This is a genomic window from Pseudoalteromonas sp. Ld20 (assembly GCF_045064175.1).
In the GTDB taxonomy this organism is placed as follows: domain Bacteria; phylum Pseudomonadota; class Gammaproteobacteria; order Enterobacterales; family Alteromonadaceae; genus Pseudoalteromonas; species Pseudoalteromonas neustonica.
This window is the reverse complement of the sequence record NZ_JBISHB010000043.1, coordinates 328,996-350,891: the sequence shown is the minus strand read 5'-3', so window position 1 is coordinate 350,891 and position 21,896 is coordinate 328,996. Positions and strand designations below refer to the sequence as shown.

Here is a 21,896-nt window from a genome sequence, read left to right as displayed (position 1 = left end):
CAATACGTTAACGCGATTTGCTTATATTACTGACTGACGCAGGAGACCTCAATGTTAAATGAGGAGAATTCACAGAAAATCGGCACTCTTTACATTGTAGCCACCCCAATCGGCAATTTTGACGATTTAAGTCAGCGCGCAATCGCGACATTATCGCAAGTTGACTTAATCGCTGCTGAAGACACTCGCCACACCGGCAAGTTGCTCAGTCATTTTGGGATTAAAGCAAAAACGTTTGCTTTGCATGACCATAACGAAAAGCAAAAAGCGCAACAAATTATTGATCAACTAAATCAAGGTTTAAATATTGCGTTGGTATCGGATGCCGGCACACCGCTGATTAGTGATCCAGGTTATGCCGTGGTTAACTTATGCCGAGAGCAAGGTGCGCATGTCACGCCAATTCCAGGTGCGTGTGCTGCAATTACGGCCGTATGTTGTTCAGGCTTACCAACTGATCGTTTTCAGTTTATTGGCTTTACACCCGCTAAAAGTAAATCGCGACAAGATTTTTTCATTGATGCGGTTAATTCCAACATCACCAGCATCATGTACGAAAGCACGCATCGTATAATGGCCAGCCTTGACGATTTAGAAGCTGCGCTTGGCAGCGATCAGCAGGTTGTATTTGCTAAAGAGCTAACCAAAACATTTGAAACCTTTTTTAATGGCACAGTAAGCGAGCTTAAACAGTTTTTAACTGACGACCCAACCAAGCAGCGCGGTGAAATAGTACTCATGTTGCCAGGTAAAGCAAAGCTTGTTGATGATGTACCACCAGAGGCGCGTAAAATGCTGGCGCTCCTTGAGAATGAAATGCCAATGAAAAAAGCCTGCGGTATTGTGGCTGATTACTTCGGCATGAAGAAAAATGCCTTATATAAAACAATTATCGACGAAAAAGAATAAATCTTACTGCACATACTGCTTAGCTCAGGTATAATGCGCGCCGAGTCAGCCAAGATGATCGCTGCCTGTGACGAAAATGATCAGGGGGAGGAAAGTCCGGGCTCCATAGGGCAGGGTGCCAGCTAACGGCTGGGGGGCGCGAGCCCACGACAAGTGCAGCAGAGAGGAGACCGCCAATCTTCGGATTGGTAAGGGTGAAAGGGTGCGGTAAGAGCGCACCGGGCCACTAGTAATAGTTGGTTGCAAGGTAAACTCCACCCGGAGCAAGACCAAATAGGGTTCTATCATTTTAAATAATGAACGCGTGGCCCACGTGAGAACCGGGTAGGTTGCTTGAGCCATAGAGCGATTTATGGCCTAGACGAATGATTATCACTTTCTTCGGAAAGGACAAAACCCGGCTTATAGGCTGACTCAAACTCAAGCGTAAGCATCTAATTTATTAGGTGCTTACGCTTGAACCACTAATCTCATGGCACAAAATTTCAAAAGTGTGCCAAATAGTGTGCCAAATAAACTCAATACGTTACTTACACATAGGTAACTTAATGAGACATATCAAACTCCCCGAACACCTCATACTACGAAAAGAACGTTACTATTTTCGTTATGTTTTCCCTCGTAAATTTATCGGCTCCGATATACGCATTTCACTTAAAACCAAACACCTTCATCATGCTTTAAACTTCCTTGAATTAATCAAACCCGAATTAGATAAACTAAAAATACTTGCGAGTGAACGACACAATCTAGATACTGAATCTTTAATCACTCAAGCTAAAAGTATTTTAAATCATATGAAGCAAACACTTACTCACGAGCTAAGTAAAAAAATAATAGCCAAAGAAGAGCAAAGCTATGCTTCAACCGCACATTCGATAAATGGCATTAAAGCGAAACCGTTAAATAATCACTCACCAACTCATTTAAGAGCTGCGGCAAAGATAATGCTTTCTATTGCAGATGGTGAAACGGGCGAATTGTTGGTTGAAGCTCTAAAAAGTAATGATTATGAAGTACTTAATATTTTTGTTTTGGTCATTCAGTACATTGCGCTTAAAAATACTGGTTTAAGTAATGCAGAGATTATTGCTAATAAGCAGATTCAAACAAGTGTGCGTCAATTCGCTCGACAATTAGAGATGTTTTTATTCGCTGGTATGTTTGATGATCCTGAGGTTGAAACAGATGAAGACTTGTTTAATGACTGCGATGAAAACGACAACTTTTATGCCGATAATATTGATGCAATAGATACTTTAAACAAACACAGTGTCGAGTTTGAGCATGGTTCACTCGAATATTTGAAGTTTAAAAGTATGCTAGATAGCTCAAGGAATTTACAGGTTAAATATTTAGCGTCATGCTTAACTAAAGACGCAGAACAACAGCACTTATTAGATTCAATACTTAATAAAAGCTCACAAGCGATAACTGAGAGTCAGCCGCGACAAGAAGAACCACAAAATAATGGCCCACTATTTTCAGAAGTCTATGCTGAGTTTTTAGCTCTCAAAGGAAGATCTGGGTTAAGTGATAGGATTCTAAAAGAATATGCTCGCTATTATGAAATATGGTGTTTACTGACTGAAGATAAACCAATTGAAAGTTACAAAGCGAGTGATATAGGCCGGTTTATAGACCGTTGTTATCAGCTACCTAAAAAGAATCGCGCACCATACAGTAAAATGAGCCTGAAAGAGTGCCTAGACTTTGATGTGCCAGAAGTTGACTTAGTTACACCTAAAACAGTTCAAGGCTATTACAAGTGGTTACAGGGGATTTTCTCGTATGCTAAAAGAGATACTGTTGAATATATCCAGCATTCACCATGTACTATAAAACGAGACTTTAAGCAGCGTATACGTGGTGTTTTTAATAGTGAAGAACTTACTAAGTTTGAAGCATTCGCAATGCAAACAAAACACTCGTGGCAAAAGTGGTCATTATTATTAGCTATGTACACAGGCGCAAGGCGCACAGAAATTTATCAGTTAAGAAAAACAGATATCCGTGTTGAAGATGGTATTAACTACATACTAGTTACTGATGAACACGAATCACAACGCCTTAAAACTAATAACGCAAAACGTAAAATCCCTATCCATAAGCATTTAATCGAGCTTGGCTTTTTAGAGTATGTAGATCAAGCTCAAGAACGTATTCTATATGAAATAACATCGGCTGAGAGTATTACTAGTTGGTTCGGTCGTTTGGTTGTAGAGCTTGAAATACCTAGCGTTAATGAGCTAGACGAACTTCGTAGCTATCACAGCTTTAGGCATACGTTCATAAGTAACATAAGAAATAACCACTCGTTTGATCTTTCATTGATACAACAAGTAGTTGGTCATGAAATTTCAAAAGGTGGGATAACAGATAAATATACGCATGGTGGAGCTAGTTTGAATAGATTGGCAGAAGTAGTGAATTCTTTTTAAGCAAAAGATATTTCTAAACTTATCAACAAAGCATTATTATTAATGATATGAGTACTGGGATTATTACAAATAGAAACCCGATAATAGCGTCATAATATTTATAAGTTAGTTCTATTTTAAGTTTTCCAAATGTACTTACTTTCGCTATATCTGGAAAATCAACAGGGTTTTGTAGCTGAAAATAAAGGTCATCTATTGTTTCATGGTTTAGTAAATATTTTGCAGTTATTTGGTTATACTTATCAGCTATAGCTGTAACTTTTTCTATTTCATCGACCTTAATGAATTGTAACTTTGAATAACAGCCGTCGAGCTCAATTCCACAAGAATGGTGCCTTTCAGATTTTAGACCATGCTCTTTGCCATTTTCATATAAACCATAAGCCAAAATAATAATAGATATTATAATTGATATGAAACTGAGCCATTGTGATTGGTTTGCAGATATAGTAACTAGATTGGTCAGTTGAAGAATGCTAATGGCTAGTAAATGTATTGATGAACATGAAGTGACAAATGTTAAGGTGCTATTTTTCTTCGCTAGCCTTCTGTAAGCATTAAACCTAGAACCCTTTGTTCGCCAAATTCTATTGTTTAGTAGTTCTTTATTATCCATAATATTTTTTCCAAATAGTGAGGGTACCCCTCTAGTGATTCAAGTAGTTATTCTCTAACGATAAGTATAAGTTAGAAACTAGAGACAGCTTAAGCCGATATTATTACCTTAGCCCGTTATCTTAAGATAGGGACTTGCACATTCGTACAAGAGGGGTACCTAGGATATGTTACCAATATCTTCTTCTAATTTCACTAGTCTTGTACTTTTAGCTATTTCAAACTTTCTTGCAATTTCTTCTTCTGTAAAGTTCTTTGTATCTTGCTCATTGAGATAACCAAATTTAACTAAAAAACGAACTTTTTCAATTGTTGATGTGTAAACGCCGTAGTTATGTATATAGCCATCAAAAGTAGAGTATTTAGCAGAATAATGACTTTTAACAAGTGATTTTAGCTCTTTAGGGGGTTGCTTGTTGAACATCTCTAATCTTGAAAACTGTTTACTAATAATTGAGTCCAGTTTATGTAATCTATGAATATCTGTTATTTCTATAAAATAAAAGATCCACCCATATCTTTTCGTTTCAGTAATAGCTCCTGTAATTTTTTCATTAATATTTAATAAAAAAAGAGTTTTCATATGATCAGCTGTTAACCACTTCGAATTTTCGACCCTATAATGAAAGTTTAACTTGAAGTCTGTAAACATAGCGATAATAGAATTAATAAACCTATCAATGGTAGACTCCCTGACAGATATTTTTTCGGATGAGATTTTATAACCCAAGTAATCAAATGGCTTTGAAATTAAACCTTTTTCAGTTTTGTCGTTTGTTTCTAAACCTATTTTATTTAAAGCTTTATCGATTTTTTCCTCTATGGCTAATATTTCATATTCGTGAGCAAATATTAAAATATCATCCACATATCTTAAATATTTAATACCTATTTTAGAATGTTCCTTGTCAAAGCTGCTCATATAGATACCTGCCAGGACGTTAGAGATAGATAAACCTTGCGGAACCCCTCGTGTTCCATGATATTTTGATGAGTCCTTTTTCTTATAGTTTTTAGGTACGGTCTTGTTTTTGATAGCACGACGAATTAAAGCTATTGCATGCTCATTATTTAGTTCGCCCAAGTAATTGTCTAAGAGGTTCGTATGATCTAAATTGTCATAGAACCCTTTTATATCTATTTTTAGGTAGTGGGTTTTTTCAAGGTCATTTTTACTTATTAGGTCTTTAATCTCTCTAATGAAACTATTCGGCAGTTGCTTTTGAATACAGCTGTCGTAATAGTAGTGGAGAGTATCTTTTAAAGCACATAAGGTTAATTTATCTCTAATGGTAGGTTTCGATATTATCCTTGGGGTTTTCCCTCGGCCTTTAGATTTGACTATCTCTAAATATGGACTGAAACGGTATTGAGAGCTCAGTACTTTTTTTGATATTCCTAATGAAATCAAACCAAGGTTTTTTTCTATCTGTGCACTGCTTACTCCATCGATACCTTTACCTGTTTTATTTTTTATTTTGTCATGAAAAGTACTCTGTAACTTAACTGGGGAAAAATTAAATAAAAACTGTTTTTCAAAATCTTCCATATTTATAAATCCATAAATTTAGGCTTAAAGTTTTGCTAGTAAACAATTAATGCATTCTTCTAAGCAACTCTAATTCGTCTAAATGACATATACTTAGTAAAGCCTGTTTTAATTATTGCTTTCCCTTGGGGGGAAAATCCAACATGGCCTACAATGATAATATCTGATCCATCTAGTTCAGACACATCTTTGAGCTTGAAGTTTGTGAGCAGTTCCTCTTTCAAACGAGAGTTAAGAGCTATACTAGGTTCTGTTCTATAATCACCATAGTTGAGCCAAAGGTCTCCATTTTTATCTGTGCTTAGATTATTGACCTTTCCCCAGAAGATATAGTCTTTACCAATATGTTTTTTAGTTACATTTTCTATTTTTACTAGGTTTTGTTTAAGTTCGCCTTCGAGAACTATTCGTCCTGAATTAGCTACGATGGTAATCGTTTGATCATCTTCGGCGTAGTCAGTATTGCGACATAGGTTGGTTAATAGTTGACGAAGAGACTTTCCTAAAGGAAAACCATCTGAATTACCAATAGCTCTTTTTTTGGACTTGCCTTTCCATTCAGATTCATCATCACCATGTTTGTTATTATCATTAGACACATATATGGATTGTGTTGATGCTTTATCTAAATCTACTCTAATATCGCTATTTTGATTTGATTCATCACCTTCATTAACTTCATGATCGTCTGAAATAAACTCTACGGTAGATGCATTACAGCCATCTTTATGCTTTGCACCGAAGCACGCCATTCTGTTTATTTTTTGCGTTTCATAACCTTTGGTAAACCATGCTTTCGCACCGCATTCTATACAATAAATTAAGCCGCGATATTTATCTGGGCTATTTTCATAATCAGTGGTTGTGCAAATTGAGTTATCTTCTTTATAGATGCAGTTGAGCATTTACCGTCCTTAGTTCAAGAGCTATTTTTGTAAATATATAGTTTTCTTTATGCTTAGCATAAAGTTACACGTAAATGATATGAGCGTAAACAAGCAACTTCTAAATAATTAGTGACCTATGTTAGATATCAACTAACGTTAATACATATTAACGTTAATTGAGTTTTTAGTTTTTGCTATATTCATGTCATAGTAACTAATAAAACTTTTATGTGGGCAAGGAAGCATGGAACTGTTAATTGAAGATGGGAATGGCCGAAAGCACAAAAATAAGCTGAATGAATTAGTTTCAAAAACTAATTTTAGCATTGCTATAGCAACTGCTTACCTTACTGATAGTCAATTACTTAGCAGCATTAAGAATAATCAAGTTAACGTACGAATTCTTACTTCTATTCGAGGTAATGATATTTTGAGTGGAGCGACAAGTTTAAATGCTTTAAGTGCTCTTCTAGGGCAAAAAGTAAATATTCGATTTTTACCAACTAGCCCCAAGTTTCACTCTAAAGTTTATATTTTTGATGATCAGCAAGCGATCATAACCTCTGCAAACCTGACTCATAGTGCTCTAAATCGAAATGTTGAAGTTGGTGTAACGTGTGGTAGTAGGCAAACAAAAGAACTACTTAATTGGTTTGAAGAGAGTTGGCGACAGGCAAAACCTTTAACAGAAAATATCATTGAAACTTTAAGAGACTTTGAAAAGCAACATGAGCGTTCATCTAAAAGAAGAAGAAATAACGAGTTAGAATTAGAACAACAGCTAAATGATGAGCTTGGTTTTGACTTAACGGATTCTATTTTCGTTAAAAATTTAGAAAATAAGAAAAATTACTTTTTCTGTAATTCAGATCGTAGAAACGGTAACCGCACAGATAGCGGTGGATACTACCATGAAGAGCTTATGCTTTCTAAAGGCTATGCGTTGGCGTGGGAAACCTATAATTATATAAGCCATATTAAGAAAGTAGCTGCTGGCGACATTATTTTTTTATACGCTAATCGCCGAGGAGTTATTGCCATTGGAGAAGCAACAGGAACAGCAGAAAGTATTGTAAGTAGTGAGAAAAAGCTGAGCAAAACAGCTCTTACTACTGAATGGAGAGTACCTGTTAAATGGTTTACTCCAAGGGATAACCATCTCTCAGTTAGTATTTTAGATCATAACATTAGGGCAACTTTTTTAGATATCAGTGAAGAAAAGTATAAAAATATGCGAGAGCACGTTTTTAATTACTTTAATTTGGTGAGCGCTCCATAACTAAATTTTTTGTTTTAATACAAGCACGCAAAAGTAGCATTTTAGAGTTAATTAACTTGTAACTTTAATTACTAAGCCGCCAAGCAAACAGGGTTTACCTTTGAGCACAGACAGCTCATTTTCATCAAGCAAATATAATGACTAAATTAAATTTAACCTCGCAAATGCAACTTACAAAGCTAGCTTTAGCTGAGAATGTGATTTGTATCGAAGATTTGAATTAACTTAATAAATAGTCATTATTTGTCAAAAACAGCTCTGGTTTTAAGTAGTTAGTCATATATACCGATTATATCTTTACATGTAAAAGGTATCTACTATGACTAATTATACACCTACAGAATGCTACTTAAATAACTTAGCGCCAACAGGACGAAAAGCAGTTATTTCACTGATAAAAAGTGTTAAAAACACTTTATTATTGAATAGTAAGCTAGCCGCATTACCCCTTCACAAGTTAAGCTTTGAGCAGCTATCTACACTTAAGCAAAGCTTAGTACTCAATAATAAGTCAGCTAGAACTATCCAACTTACTTTTCAAGTTATTAAAGCCATAGCTAAAACTGCTTTTTTAATGAATTTAATTGAGCAGCACGAACTAGAAAAGTTTAATGTACTTAAACTCCCTCATATAGAACCAAGCTTAAAAGGTAAGTCACTTACAGCCACACAGCTAAAAAGCATATTAAAACAGCCCCACACACCACCTTCAATTATTAGCACACGTGATATTGCATTATTGGCTTTAATGGCAGGCGCTGGACTAAGAAGATCTGAGGTTTCAGCTTTAAAGCTTGGTGATTTTTCAATGGCTGATCGGTTAGTTGTTATCCATAAGGGAAAAGGGAACCTAACTAGAGCACAGTACTTACCAGTTTGGGTATTAGAGTATTTAAGTTCATGGCTAGCGGTACGTGGTAAAAATGATGGGCCATTATTTTGTGTGGTTTTGAATGGTAAAGTTATTCAAGGTCGTGGTGTTTCTCCTGAAACTATATATAGCGTTGTAACGGCCAGAACTAATCATGTTTTGGGGGAAAAGTTTACACCCCATGATATGAGGCGAACCTATATTTCATCACTATTGGCTAATGGTGTGGATATTTCTACTGTGAGTAAGTTGGCAGGGCATAAAAGCATAATTACCACACAGCTATACGATAAACGTGGCGTGGACAGTTTAAAGCGCGCTGTTAATACTTTATCTGTGAATGGGTGAGGTGATTATGAATAAGTTGCTAATTAGCCAATTTACAAGCCATTATGGCATTAAGTTAATAGAGTCAGGCTTGTTTGATGATGATACGTTTGAGCAATATAGCCCTATGGAAGTAAAGCAGTTATCGGGCTCAAAAAAGTCAAATTCACCCATTGATTTAGATGACCTATACGACTCATTTATAGAAATAACCAAAGATTTTGACCAAAAATTACTTTCAAAAAACAGTCGTTATTTTAGCAAAGGTATTGGATTGCCAAGCAATGCTAATACCCTTATTGAGTTTATTGTTGTTGGTACTCTCAAACCAACCATTTTTAAGTTTATAGAGCAGTTTATTACTAAATCTGCGTATTCATATTCAGATGCATTCAGTGTGTTGTTAGGGCTTGGGGAGATTGAGTTAGAAGAGAGTATAGAAGCACTTGAATCGATTGGATTATATAAAAACCGCATTTTTGACTATGAGTTGCCATTACTCCCTAGATCACTTGCCCATTATTTATTCACTAGCCTCCAATACAAGACTAAAGATGCATTAGGGTTATTTTTAAAAAATGAAGAGCCAGCTAGTTACAAGTTAAGCTCTTTTGGCCATAGGGATATATTACACTTAAAACACTTATTAAGTGGTTGGAAGGGATCAAATAATAAAGGCTTAAATATAATGATATATGGGGCTGTAGGTACGGGTAAGTCTGAATTAGCTAAGTCTTTATGTAGTAATGCTGACTTAGTTTTAATGAAAGTTAAATCTAGCTCTGAAGTTGATGCACAAGTTGAAAGGCAATTAGGCACAAAGTCTTCAACTAGCTACCGCTTTCATAACTTATCTATGGCACGTAGGTTAATGGGGGAACGCCGTGATGGAGTGTTACTTATAGATGAATGCGAAGATATATTCGATGTAAACATGTTTGGCTCCAGTGAACCAAAAGAGCTTTTGCATAGCTTAATTGAAGAGCCTACTGGTGCAGCCATATGGATAACGAATCATATTGAAGATATCCCTGAAAGTTGTGTACGGCGTTTTGATTTTGTACTTGAAATGCCCCAGCTAACGAAGAAAAAGCGTTTAGAGCATGCCGTAGGGTACTTTAATGAACTAAAAGTAAGCCAAAGCTTTATTGAAAAGGTGGTTTCGAACAAACACCTAAGCTTGGCGAATATAAGTAAAGCCAGCCATGGGGCTAGTTTATGTGGTTATAAGAGTGAAGCAGCTCAAGAGTTTATAGATTCGTATGTTGAAGGGATAATGGCTGCATCGGGTATTGATTTAAACCAAATGCATTACAATCCAGAGCTTAAGTTTGATCATACCAATATTAACTTAAAGGGCTCATTTTCTAGTCTTAATGATATAACCAACGCCCTTAATAACCATCATGGTGCGAGAACCTTACTATTTGGTCCTGCGGGTACAGGTAAAACAGCATTCGTTAATCATGTATGCCAAGAAGCTGGTTTTGAGCTAATTAGCGTTCAGGCTTCAGACATTTTAAGTAAATGGGTGGGGGAGAGTGAACAAAATATAAAGAACTTATTTATACAGGCTACAGAAGAAGGTGCGGCTATATTTATCGATGAAGCCGACAGCTTATTTTCAAGCCGTGAGGGCGCCACAAATAGCTGGGAAGTTCAATCCGTAAACCAACTATTGTGCAACCTTGAAATGTTTGACCTTCCTTTCTTTGCCGCCACCAACTTTAAAAAGCGTTTAGATAAAGCCTTATTGCGACGTTGTGATTTTAAGCTTGAGCTGGATTACTTAACACCTGATCAAGTATCACGAATGATACTAAAATTGACTAATAAAAAAGCTTTGGTTAAAAATGAAAGCGCTAAATTGGTTGGATTAGATCGTATTACTCCTGGTGATTTTAGTGTAATAGCACGAAAAATGCGTTTTTTGAATAAAGCGCCGACATCAAGTGAAGTATTAGAGTTTTTGTTTGAAGAGCAGAAATTGAAAGGCGATTGTAAACGGCGCATAGGTTTTTAATTACTTGTATGTACTATTTTAGCTTTTGGACCCAGGGCAAGATCACGAACTTTACCTTGACTTAAAAGTATGATCTTATACTCCTTTTTAAGGAGCCCCCATGCCTGATATTCAACTATTTAAATATTTCGAATCAATTGACGACCCTCGCCAGCAGGGTAAAGTTGTCCATAAACTTTTTGATATCATATTCTTAGCTGTCAGCGCTGTCATATCTGGGTGCCAAGGCTGGGAAGATATTGAAGATTTTGGCCATGATAGATTAGATTGGCTCAGGAAGTACGTTCCTCTTGAGCAAGGTATCCCTCGCCATGACACAATCGCTCGTGTGATGAGTCGCATTGATATGACGCAGTTTCAAGATTCTTTTTCTTCTTGGATGAAAGACTGTTCTAAATTAACTCAGGGCGATGTAGTTGCGATTGATGGTAAGCGATTGAAAGGTTCATTTAATCAGTCAGATAGGCGCGATGCACTTTATATGGTCAGTGCATTTGCGTGCGAAAATGGTGTTGTTTTGGCGCAATGCCCTGTTGATAAAAAGTCGAATGAAATAACAGCGTTACCAGAGCTTCTTGAATTACTGGAGATAAAAGGCTGCTTAGTCACGATTGACGCGATGGGGTGTCAAAAATCAATTGCAGAGACAATAGTGGATAAACAAGCCGATTACCTACTGGCAGTAAAAGCGAACCATAAAGGACTACTGTCACAAATAGAGAATGCTTTATTACCTGAGGTCACACGACAAGCGTCCGAAGGAGTTTTGTTTAATGAAGCCGATTATCATAAAAACAGAGAAGAATTCAGGTGTTGTGCTGTTAGTCATAACGTAAGTGATTTATCAGAAACGAGCAATTGGAAAGATGCTAAAACAGTGGGAGTTATTGTTTCTTATAGGAAAGAAAAAAACAAAGTAAGCAATGAGTTATGCTATAGATACTACATCAGTTCAGCATATTTATCGGCGGAAGAACTCGCAAGATCCGCACGGCAACATTGGCAAATAGAGAATGGATTACATTGGCGTTTAGATGTCGGATTTAAAGAAGATGATTGCCGAATTAGGCGTGAAGGTGCAGCACCTGTATTTGCGGGGCTGAGACACATCGCATTTAATCAGCTAAAAGCAGAAACAAGCTTTAATAAAGGCATGCCCGCAAAACAGAAAAAAGCTATGCGCAGTACAGATTACCTTGAAAAGATATTGAAATCATAGATTTTTTTCATGCTCTTGCCCTGCTTTTGGACCTTTTGATTAGTTTTTTTATTAAGGTGTTATTGTAAATTAACTCGTTAGAGTAGTTACTATCTGCTAGTGATATTAAATCTTCGTATATTTCAGTTGAAATAACTATGCTGGTTGTGTTTTTTCTGTACTTTAACTTTCTTAAATTTGTCTGAATTAATTTCCAATCATTATTGTCTACATTATCTTTGTTTTTATTTATTTTTTCGCATGTATCTATAAACTTGGGGGATATTTTTTTTATCGTCCGTTTGAATTTTGATTCATCTAGGTTTTTGTTTGCAATTTCAGATAAGCGGTTTTTATCTTCATCTTTTATTCTGCTTTTCTTTCGAGCAAGGCTGCTTAGATAGTTATGAATTTTTTCATACTTATCTAACTTTTTAAGTAAATAATCACAAGCAATATAAAACTCTAATAATGAAATGTCTTTTCTACCAGTTGCCATAAATTTCTCATCATAGTCAATTTATAGTCACTTTAAGTGTTCCGGAACGCAATTGCAATTGTATTTTTATGCTAAAGGCCACTGAAATTTTAGGTTCATATTATCACGGTGCAGTTCCGGAATGCTTTCGGTTGTTCGGTACTTATTGCGTTCCGGAACGTCTTGGTGGCTTTTTATTTTTGGGATGTTAGTAGTTCCGGAACGTTATTTGGTCTAATTGTTTTAAGCTTTTAAACGTTACTAGATTAGTACTTTTTTGAATCTGTAAAAAGAAAGACCGAATAAATTAAAAGGTCTTTTTTATGAGTAATAATATTTCACCTGACTTCTATAACATAGTAGTTAACGGACATGATGATTATAAAATTAATTTTAAGTATATTTCTAATCGCATTAATAAAGAGGGGGAGGTATACATACTAAACTTTGAGAGTGGTGAGTATGAATGGATGGATGAAATTAAATTTATAGAAAAAACTAAAAGTGAAATGAAATCAATAGATATAATCGCCTTACCAATTTCATTATATAGTAAGTTGAAACAGTATAGATGCTTTTATCAACCAAGTGTAATGTTAATTGTTAAGCCGAAAAATAAAGATGAAAGTAGGAACTTTTTCAATGCCCAATACTGTAAAAGTGAAAGTGGTTTTTTAGATAAGTTATCATTTTCATTAAAAGTTCCTGATGATTTAGGTAATGATTTTATAAAGCATCTCTTACGAGAGAAGCTTTGTAGTTCAAATAACATTAGGGATACTCGAATATATAAGTGTAGAGTTAGTAATAAAAGTCAGCATATTGCGTTTTATTATATGCCAAGAAAGAAAAATGTTTCTTATATGAAATGTACATTCAATCCTGCAAAAACCGATTTGAGTTTTCTAACAAAGATTTTTTCGCTATTAAAGTTTGTAAGTGGCCCGAGTTATGAAAGGTTAATCAGAACATCAAAGTTATTAAGGGTAGATTTTGCGATTGATGTAAAGGGAATTAAAGTAAAAAATTTCCATTTAAACCTTAATCGCTCACGGAATATAACTTTGTACCTCGACTATAAAGGTGAGGTAGAAACTAAAGTATATGGCAAAAGCGGTAAAAGGCTTCAGGTATACAACAAATTGCGTGAGCAAAACTTGAAATCTAAAGTTCCAATTACTAGGTGCGAAATCCAATTGAAAAAGCTTAATTCTGAGATTGATTTAGAATCATTATTCGATATTTTTAATCGAATACCTGACTTAAGAAGATATAGTCGAAGAGGATTAAAAGAACGGTTAAGTATCTCGGAGTATTATTTAATTAAACAATTAGGTGTAACAGCTGCGAGATCATCTCTAGGTAGTGAAACAGAAAAGAGGCAACTTAGACGAAATTTACAATCAGTTGAAAAAGGTTTCCTTGGTGAGAAGTTAATTGGCTCAACTCGAAATGAGCTAAGAGCTATACAAAAACTTCTTTTTAATCCATGATATTAGTGACTATTTAACAATGATAGTAAGACTCCAATGAATAATTGTTAAATCTTTAAAATGTAGTGGTCAATTAATTTTGTCCACTATAGACTGAGACCAATTGAGCTTTGGGGGAAGTCATGAATTCTAAACGAACTAACGATATAAAAAGTAAACCTAGGGCATATCGGTGGTTGCTAGACAATCCAGGTAAGTCGATTCTTTTTCTTGAGGTTGTAAATAGACTAAATATTGCATATTTGCATGACAATAGTGGATATGTTGATTTTACTCCTCCTGAATATAGGTACAATGATAAAAAAAATGGTGAATACACGATTATTACAGCTAAAGGTGATGGTAGTGTGAAGGTTAACCTATTGTTAGCTAATGGAACGTGGTTGCAGCCAGAAATCTTTATTAGAAGTTCATTTGATATACCAAAATTAATTGAACATATGGAATCGTTAAAATATGCTAGTTTTGCTTTTTCTCAGCAGACTTGGGAAGAGCAATTCAAAGAGCGTGTGAAGAAAAGTACTGAAGAAGGGATGACTGAACGAAAAAAACGATTGGCCAAATCCCCTAAAATTCCCCGACAATACTACGCAACTGTAGCTTTGTTTGATCGTAACCCAGATGTTGTCGCAGAGGTTCTTGAAAGAGCTGGTGATATCTGTGAGTTATGTCGAGAAGCTGCGCCATTCAATAGAAGAAGTGATGGCAGCCCATATCTGGAAGTACACCACAAGATATTTTTGTCTAAAGGTGGAGAAGATACTGTAGAAAATGCAATTGCTTTATGCCCTAATTGCCACAGGGAACAACATTTTGGCTAGACTACCAGTTTGCTCCTATTCAGTTAGAGTAGTATGTTAAGCTTAATAATTACATTAGAACTGTGCCAAATACTGTGCCAAAATCTGTATATTCACACTTACTAAAAAAAATAACGTATTGATTTATAAGTTTATACTAAAGTCTCCCTGTTAACTTATAGGCTGACTCACTCATTCAATAAAAAGCCCGCAGTTAACGCTGCGGGCTTTTTTGTGCTTGAAATTTGCTATCAGATTTTAGCCATAAGCCATAAGCCATAAGAGTGAAAGTGAGTTTCTAGGCAGGTTACAAAAGAAGTGAGCTTTAAAAGGCAATTTGGTCACGCGGCTAACGTTAATACATATTAACGTTAATTTACTTTCTGCACATGACTTAAGTTTTTTTACTATTGATAGCTTTAAACACTGAGTAGCTGAGGGCTAATACTAGGCAGATGGTTGCGGGGATAAAGAGTGCGTTAAATTTATAAAACTGGAATGCATAAGCACCTAATGTGCCACCGCAAATGAATCCTGAGATGATCAGTAAAAACAACAGTGCTTTGCGTTTATCAAAGGGTACGCCTCTTAATTTTGCACCAAGCATTAACCCTAGATCAGTAAAGATGCCGGTAACATGAGTGGTACGAATAACTGCGCCGCTATAAGTTGTGGCTAATGCATTTTGTAACCCACATGCTGCTGATGCTAGGTAGTGGCCGATCATTGAACTATCAGATAGAAAATACACTGAGCTTGCTAACAGAGTGGCTTCAAATAATAGTAAGCCGTTGTAGTTATGGCTGAGTTTAAGTGCGCCACTTGGTAAAAATGCGCCTGATAGTGCTGCACCGATAATAAAGCTAAGCAAAATAAAAATTAAATGTAAGGTGTCAGCCACATTAGTGATAACAAAACTGGTGCCAAGTTGAGTTGCGGTGCCAGATAGGTGCGAAATTGATTGATGTTTGAAGCCTAATAACCCAATCGAATTGACAAGCCCTGCAACCAGAGCAAGTAAAAAAAGATCCAGCCTCTACCCAGCGAGGTAATTTTGAAATCACAGTTAATAGTTATATTAAAATGAGTTATCAGTTCGTTATTTATTACACAACCTGAATCTAATTTTTGCATCCATTCAATTCGTATTCAACGGCTTTTTATTCAAGGATTGCGCGCTTTTTGCAAGTGCCAAAAACGCCTGTTCCGCTATTGGTTTTGAAAGTAAATAATCTACGTCCATTTTTGTGTCTGCTGTTTTATAGTGAAGTACCGCTATTTTTTAACCCTTTAAAATTTAAATAATATTATTACCTTGTTCGGGATCACGAGATTCACCGGCTTGTTCGCGAATATCATCAGTATCACTGCTTACATCGTCAATACCGTGTTCATGCTGTGTTGTTGCACGTTTTTTAATGTGGGGTTTCGTGTTTGTGGTTTCTGTTGCCGCTGTTTTAGGTGCTATTGCTGGGGGGTAAATATCTTCACCTTGGCTATTAAGCAGTACGCGTTCTCTGGCATCGTCAGGCATGCTTATTTGATGTTGAGTAAAGTTATTGATTAATTCTCGCATGAGTTGTGAAGCTACTTTTACAACACTATGTTGTTCGCTATTGACCCAAAAGTACACGGTAAAGTTGATGGTGGCTGAGCCTAAGTTATCAACTAATACTTGAGGGGGTGGATCGCTAAGCACTGCGGTTTGCTCTGATATTGTGCTAATAGCAAGGCTTTGTGCGGTGCGAATATCATTATCGTAGCCAATTCCTATTGAGAAATGACCTCGCATTTTGGGGTTTGCTGTTAAGTTTTTAATAACATTTTTATAAACGCTCGCGTTAGGTATTTGTATATGGTTACCATCAAAATCAACAAGGGTTGTTGCACGCGCAGTTACTTTTTTTACAACACCTAGGCGACCGTCTACCTCAATAACGTCGTCTATTTTAAAAGGGCGTTGTACGCTTAGTAACATGCTTGAAATAAAGTTTTCGGCGATATCCCTAAATGCAAACCCTAAAATTAAACCGAGAAGGCCTGTTCCGCTCATTACCGCGACGGCAAATTGAGTTAAACCAGCGAGCCTTAAAAATAAATAAATGCCAAATAATATGATTAAAGTACTAATGAACCGTCTTGTGACTACATGCAACAAGCGGCTTTCACTTACGTACCCTAAAGGCTTAAGTAATAAGTAAGATAAGGGCTTTGCTAAAAAATAACAGCTTACGATCGCAAGTATACCCAATATGAGTGCGGGTAACATTTGCGCCGTAGTCTGTAAAAAGTGCGTTATTTGCTCGCTGAACCCTTGGGCTGTGAACTGCCAAGGCTGCTCTACTTTCAGCTTGGTTGAGTCCTTCTCTATTAACTTAACAAACTGATTTATAAATATAAAAAAATTATTCATTGATACAAATCCCTTGCGGTGGCAGGTCTGATTGTTGATGTGTAAGTGCAAATAATAGACCATAATTTAATGGCAAGTTTGTTGCAGGTTAAACGTATTAACTTTAACCACAGTTTAAAATGTGATGAGGTATAAAATGCATACTGCGAAAAATAAAAGAGGTCATCAAGCTCGTACGCCTACCTCTATACCTATACTTGGTTGGTGGGACATTACTAAGCGAGTTTATGTTAGTTTGTCACAAGATAATTTATCGTTTGTGGCTGCGGGGGTCGCATTTTATGCGTTGTTGGCTATTTTTCCTGCGATTGCTGCGTTGGTATCTGTTTATGCTTACTTTTCATCACCAGCTGAAATATCAGCACATTTAAGCCAATTTATCACATTGTTACCGCCTAGTAGTCGTGACATTGTGCTTGAACAAGTGACTGCTGTGAGTCAAAAGTCGCATACCACTTTAAGTATAAGCGCCATAGGTACTTTGTTACTTGCTATATGGAGTAGCAGTAAAGGCTGCCAAGCATTAATTACGGCATGTAATATTACTTACCATGAGCATAATAAACGGGCGTTTTTTCAAGCATTGATTGTACGGTTTATATTTTCTGTGGGTGCGATTATGGTTGCAGTCATCGCGCTGCTCATTATCGGTATTTTACCTATAGCACTTAATTTGGTTGGGTTAACTCAACAGGTCGATATTGTCATTCAATTAGTCTCATGGCCATTATTGGCGCTTGTTTTTAATTTTGCATTGGCATGCTTGTATCGTTATGCGCCCCATAGAAAAGCGGCTAAATGGCGCTGGGTAACACCGGGTTCTTTAATTGCGATGGTGTTGTGGATAGTAGCTTCGTTGGGTTTTTCGTTTTATGTTGCTAAATTTGCTTCGTATAACGAAACTTATGGGTCACTGGGGGGCGTTGTGATCATGCTAATGTGGTTGTACATCAGTGCTTATATTATCATTTTTGGTGCAGCTATCAATGCATGCGCAGAGCAGCAAACAATGTTTGATAGCACTATTGGCCCCGCTAAAGATGTGGGTGAACGGGGCGCTTTTGTGGCTGACAGACTAACCACCTTACAAAAGAAAAATAGGGTTGATTAGGGCGTGTTGACCTTTGTGGATTGAAATTTGTTCAACCTAGGGGCGATTTAATCGCGGCGCGAGGTTTGTAACCTAGCGGGCTAAGTAAAAACCGAGTAACAAAGAGTCAATCGCCCCTAGGAAGAACCCTTTGGGCAGCGCATGTTTGGTATTTATACTGCGTTATCACCTATTTATGGGGAACAACCACACGACATAGGCTCTGCCTTGCCTAAATACCAAACATACTGCTGCAAAATCAATCACGAAAGGTCAACACGCCCTAATCATTTGTTTTTGAATTATTGAGTAGGGCGATAAATTCTGGCTCAGGTAATGGTTTTGAAAATAAGTACCCTTGGCCATAGTCGCAGCCAAGTTCCATTAATAGGTGGCGTTGTTCGGTTGTTTCAATCCCTTCAGCGATCACTTTTAAACCAAACTGGTGCGCCATAGTTATTATGGCCTTACATAGCGCGAGCTCTTGGTTATTAGCATGAATGTTATCAACAAAGCATTTGTCTATTTTTAGGTAATCGGCGTCCATTTGCTGTAAATAAGCAAGGGATGAGTAACCAGTACCAAAATCATCTAAAGCAAGCTCCATACCTGAACGCACTAGCGATTTGAGCCTTTGTTGGGTTAAATGCTCTGGCGTGATCATTAGTCCTTCGGTGATCTCTGCCACAATGGCGCTAGGTGGTAAATTGGCTGCTTCAAGTAGCGCAGGCCATTGATCAATACCACTATCAAGGCAGCTAAATTGTACGGGTGAGACGTTAATACTTAACTGAAAATTAGGGTCTATTTTTTCGCGTAATATATTGAGTGTTTGTAATGCTCTGGTGAAAACAAATTGCCCCAGAGGATTAATATAGCGAGACTCTTCAGCAAGAGGTATAAATTGTGCGGGGCTAATAATTCCTTGTCTTGGGTGCAACCAGCGGATCAAGGCCTCAGCTTTGTGGATCGTCCCAGAATCAAGATCAACAATAGGTTGATAATAAAGATCAAATTGTTGCTTCTCAATGCCTCTGCGAATGTTTTTTAGTAAATTCATTCTAGCTTGTGCTTGCTCTCGTAAATTTAAGTTAAAAAACGCAAAGCAGTTTCGGCCATTTTGCTTGGCTTGATACATAGCTTGATCGGCTGCTTTTAACAGCAGTTCAGAAGTGTCACCATCAGTTGGAGCAATTGCAATACCGATACTGGCTGCTATATACACTTCTTCATTCTCTAAATGGAATGGTTTTGACATCGCTTTGAGCACATCATTGGCGACCTTTTTAATATGAGCATCGCTTACTAATTTGGTATGCACCATAACAAACTCATCACCACCAATGCGGGCAATAAAGTCAAGATCAGCTATCGCATATTGTAGCCGAGTAGCAATGAGCTTAAGTAACTCATCACCATAGTAATGGCCTAAAGTATCATTTATATCTTTAAAGTGATCGAGATCTAGTAACATTAACACTAGCGGCTCTGTGGGATTGCAATGTGTACTGAGGCGTAAATTTAGTCGTTCTTTTAACTCAATTCTATTTGGCAGGTTGGTTAAATGATCAAAGTGAGTTTGGTGCCAAATTAAATCATCCGCAGCTTTTTTCTCGGTAAGATCAGTAAAAATAGCAACACGGCGCTGGGGTTGGTGATATTCATCGTATACGGTATCGATAGTAAGCCATTCGGTGAACAGTTCGCCATGTTTACGTCGATTAATTACTTCACCTTGCCAGCGTCCTGTTTCTTGTATTTCCTGCCACATTGCATAATAAAACGCTTTTGTGTGTTTTCCTGAGCTTAAGATTGCGGTGGTTTTGCCCAGTACTTCTTCTTTTCTGTACTCGGTTACCTTACAAAAAGCGGGATTTACATCTAAAATCATGCCGTTTGGATCAGTGATCGCCATGCCTTCACTGCTGTTTGAATAAACAAGTGAGGCGAGGTGAGAGGCTTTTGCAGCTTGTTTTTGTTCACTAATATCTTGTAAAACTATAGTGTATTCATTGCTGTTTTGTTTTGCGCTAATACGCACCGCAAAAATATGCTCTGCAGTGGTGTTATTTTCGGTTAACTCAAAATAGGTGGTTTCATTTTTTGCAGGTAAATTTTTAAGTAATTGCTTACTTTTTTCTTCGTCTAAAATATCGCGTAAATGCAGTTTAGAACGAGTAAAAACTGGGGTGTTGAGCTGTGATATTTGGCCACCTAAATTAAGTACTTCACCATGAACGTTTACCCTAATATAAATGTCGGGCAAAGCGTTTAATAAGCTACTTAGTTCATCATGCTGGCGTTTTACATTAGCTTCTGCGTTTAGGCGCGTTTGTGCCATTTCTTCAAAGTGTGTGTATAACGTGTTTAGCTCAGGGCTGTTTAGGCTAAATTGCTTTGGTAATTGTCCAGATGCCAGTTCTTTAATCGCCGTAGTTAGGCGGGCAATGGGTGTTAATACTGATTGCTTTAATCGTATATGGGCAAATATGCACAATATAAAAATCATGAAAATAAAAGCAAAAATAGTATTTAAAAATAGATGATTGGCTTCTTTTATTGCATTGTTAAAGGGGATCGCAACATACACATTTAAGGTGTTTTTCACTTCATCTTGGTACATTACTTGACTATGTAAAACATGGTTTACACCTTTAAAATCAACAATGTTGTTTACTGCTGGTTGCTCAATACTAAAACCATAATGACTAACATTTGCGCCAAATAAACTAGGATCATTGGGATAATTGGCAATAATTCGGCCATGGCTATCCGTGATGACTGCAATTGCATTGGGTGGTAAGTGGAAGTTTGCGAGTTTTTGGCTCCACCAATCTAATGTTATTACTGTAACAACAGCGCCATATGGTGTTTGTTTATCATCTAAAAGTGGGTAAGCAAAGTTTACAGTTAATGTATCTAAGCTACGATCTTTTTGAAAAAAACCAATCGCAAAATTTTTAGTTTCTAGCGCATTTTGAAAGTATTCACGATCAGCAATGTTGATCTCTTCCTTAACGCCTTTTAATAAACATTGTGGATCACCTTTTAAGTTAGTAATACCAATATTCGCAATTTCAGGCTTAAGTGCTTGGACTTTTGTTAAGTAATACGGGCATTCGGATATAAGCGGTGAGCTAAAATCTTTTAAGCTGGCTAATTGTGTTGTGAATATTTCAATTTCGTTAAGTATCTCAGTCTGTTGGGTGGCAAGTTGTTCAGCAATAGCTAATGCCTGAAAGCGACTCTCCTGTAGTGCAGTTTCCTTTGCATGCCAAAGGCTAAACAGCATCACGACAATACCAGGCAAGCTTAACAATATAAACAAACGGTAAAGGCGATGTTTTAATGACGACGAAAAAATGATGATACTCTTCTAACTTTGCACTCAATTCAAAATTGTAGCCAATAATGTAAAAAATAACCACGTATTATATAAGGTTAAGTGAATATTCATTTAAAACGAATGATTGATGTTACTTTATATAATACAATGTTACTAATTTTGGTGCATCAAAGCCCT

The 21,896-nt window shown here is 36.7% G+C and carries 15 protein-coding genes, 1 other RNA gene and 2 pseudogenes; 11 read left to right on the top strand and 7 right to left on the bottom strand.

Features of this window, described 5'->3' with window-relative positions; translation table 11 throughout:
- Window positions 1-51 precede the first annotated feature (51 nt).
- The 3 genes from rsmI to ACJJVX_RS18675 all read left to right on the top strand — a co-directional run bounded on the left by rsmI (window position 52) and on the right by ACJJVX_RS18675 (window position 3,350).
- Complete coding sequence (gene rsmI, locus ACJJVX_RS18685) at window positions 52-909, top strand: 16S rRNA (cytidine(1402)-2'-O)-methyltransferase (RefSeq protein ID WP_405632886.1); 858 nt, start codon at window positions 52-54, stop codon at window positions 907-909.
- A gap of 41 nt (window positions 910-950) precedes the next feature.
- An RNA gene (gene rnpB / locus ACJJVX_RS18680) (RNase P RNA component class A) lies at window positions 951-1,330 on the top strand.
- A gap of 127 nt (window positions 1,331-1,457) precedes the next feature.
- The gene (locus tag ACJJVX_RS18675; RefSeq protein ID WP_405632883.1) at window positions 1,458-3,350 is read left to right on the top strand and encodes a DUF3258 domain-containing protein; all 1,893 of its coding nucleotides are present in this window, start codon (window positions 1,458-1,460) and stop codon (window positions 3,348-3,350) included.
- Between the two features lie 22 nt (window positions 3,351-3,372).
- Here the strand turns inward: ACJJVX_RS18675 and ACJJVX_RS18670 are convergent, their stop codons facing one another.
- From ACJJVX_RS18670 to ACJJVX_RS18660, 3 genes are all read right to left on the bottom strand, one after another.
- Window positions 3,373-3,966, bottom strand: coding sequence for an SLATT domain-containing protein (locus tag ACJJVX_RS18670; protein WP_405632880.1), 594 nt, complete (start codon window positions 3,964-3,966; stop codon window positions 3,373-3,375).
- 159 nt (window positions 3,967-4,125) lie between these two features.
- Complete coding sequence (locus tag ACJJVX_RS18665) at window positions 4,126-5,514, bottom strand: reverse transcriptase domain-containing protein (RefSeq protein WP_405632878.1); 1,389 nt, start codon at window positions 5,512-5,514, stop codon at window positions 4,126-4,128.
- Window positions 5,515-5,573: 59 nt separating this feature from the next.
- A complete protein-coding gene (locus ACJJVX_RS18660) occupies window positions 5,574-6,419 on the bottom strand; it encodes a hypothetical protein (RefSeq protein WP_405632876.1) in 846 nt (281 codons plus the stop codon).
- Window positions 6,420-6,645: 226 nt separating this feature from the next.
- On the opposite strand from ACJJVX_RS18660, the gene ACJJVX_RS18655 reads away from it, so the two are divergent.
- The 5 genes and pseudogenes from ACJJVX_RS18655 (at window position 6,646) to ACJJVX_RS18635 (ending at window position 12,120) form a co-directional block, all read left to right on the top strand.
- Entirely contained in the window at window positions 6,646-7,680 is a 1,035-nt protein-coding gene (locus tag ACJJVX_RS18655; RefSeq protein WP_405632874.1) for a phospholipase D-like domain-containing protein, read from the top strand.
- 119 nt (window positions 7,681-7,799) lie between these two features.
- Window positions 7,800-7,904, top strand: a pseudogene (locus ACJJVX_RS18650) (hypothetical protein); the annotation flags it as partial.
- Window positions 7,905-7,999: 95 nt separating this feature from the next.
- Window positions 8,000-8,899, top strand: a complete 900-nt coding sequence (locus ACJJVX_RS18645; RefSeq protein ID WP_405632872.1) for a tyrosine-type recombinase/integrase — start codon at window positions 8,000-8,002, stop codon at window positions 8,897-8,899.
- Window positions 8,900-8,906: 7 nt separating this feature from the next.
- Entirely contained in the window at window positions 8,907-10,901 is a 1,995-nt protein-coding gene (locus ACJJVX_RS18640) for an AAA family ATPase (protein WP_405632871.1), read from the top strand.
- A gap of 100 nt (window positions 10,902-11,001) precedes the next feature.
- Window positions 11,002-12,120 carry an ISAs1 family transposase gene (locus tag ACJJVX_RS18635; RefSeq protein ID WP_405632868.1) on the top strand — a complete coding sequence of 373 codons (1,119 nt, stop codon included), beginning with the start codon at window positions 11,002-11,004 and terminating at the stop codon, window positions 12,118-12,120.
- 7 nt (window positions 12,121-12,127) lie between these two features.
- On the opposite strand, the gene ACJJVX_RS18630 is transcribed toward ACJJVX_RS18635, so the two are convergent.
- Window positions 12,128-12,598 carry a hypothetical protein gene (locus ACJJVX_RS18630; RefSeq protein ID WP_405632866.1) on the bottom strand — a complete coding sequence of 157 codons (471 nt, stop codon included), beginning with the start codon at window positions 12,596-12,598 and terminating at the stop codon, window positions 12,128-12,130.
- 302 nt (window positions 12,599-12,900) lie between these two features.
- Here ACJJVX_RS18630 and ACJJVX_RS18625 point away from each other — a divergent pair, with 302 nt between their 5' ends.
- Together ACJJVX_RS18625 and ACJJVX_RS18620 are read left to right on the top strand one after the other, a co-directional pair.
- On the top strand, window positions 12,901-14,070 hold the full coding sequence (locus ACJJVX_RS18625) for a hypothetical protein (RefSeq protein WP_405632864.1): 1,170 nt from the start codon (window positions 12,901-12,903) through the stop codon (window positions 14,068-14,070).
- A gap of 122 nt (window positions 14,071-14,192) precedes the next feature.
- Window positions 14,193-14,891 (top strand): HNH endonuclease, encoded by a 699-nt coding sequence (locus tag ACJJVX_RS18620; RefSeq protein WP_405632862.1) that lies wholly within the window; start codon window positions 14,193-14,195, stop codon window positions 14,889-14,891.
- Between the two features lie 373 nt (window positions 14,892-15,264).
- Here ACJJVX_RS18620 and ACJJVX_RS18615 read toward each other — a convergent pair.
- Together ACJJVX_RS18615 and ACJJVX_RS18610 are read right to left on the bottom strand one after the other, a co-directional pair.
- Window positions 15,265-15,934: pseudogene (locus ACJJVX_RS18615) on the bottom strand (YoaK family protein).
- A gap of 233 nt (window positions 15,935-16,167) precedes the next feature.
- Window positions 16,168-17,283, bottom strand: a complete 1,116-nt coding sequence (locus ACJJVX_RS18610) for a mechanosensitive ion channel family protein (protein ID WP_405632861.1) — start codon at window positions 17,281-17,283, stop codon at window positions 16,168-16,170.
- Window positions 17,284-17,419: 136 nt separating this feature from the next.
- Between ACJJVX_RS18610 and ACJJVX_RS18605 the strand changes: the two genes are divergently transcribed.
- Window positions 17,420-18,394 carry a YihY/virulence factor BrkB family protein gene (locus ACJJVX_RS18605; protein ID WP_054206650.1) on the top strand — a complete coding sequence of 325 codons (975 nt, stop codon included), beginning with the start codon at window positions 17,420-17,422 and terminating at the stop codon, window positions 18,392-18,394.
- A gap of 262 nt (window positions 18,395-18,656) precedes the next feature.
- Here the strand turns inward: ACJJVX_RS18605 and ACJJVX_RS18600 are convergent, their stop codons facing one another.
- Window positions 18,657-21,665 carry an EAL domain-containing protein gene (locus ACJJVX_RS18600; protein ID WP_405632996.1) on the bottom strand — a complete coding sequence of 1,003 codons (3,009 nt, stop codon included), beginning with the start codon at window positions 21,663-21,665 and terminating at the stop codon, window positions 18,657-18,659.
- Window positions 21,666-21,896 lie beyond the last annotated feature (231 nt).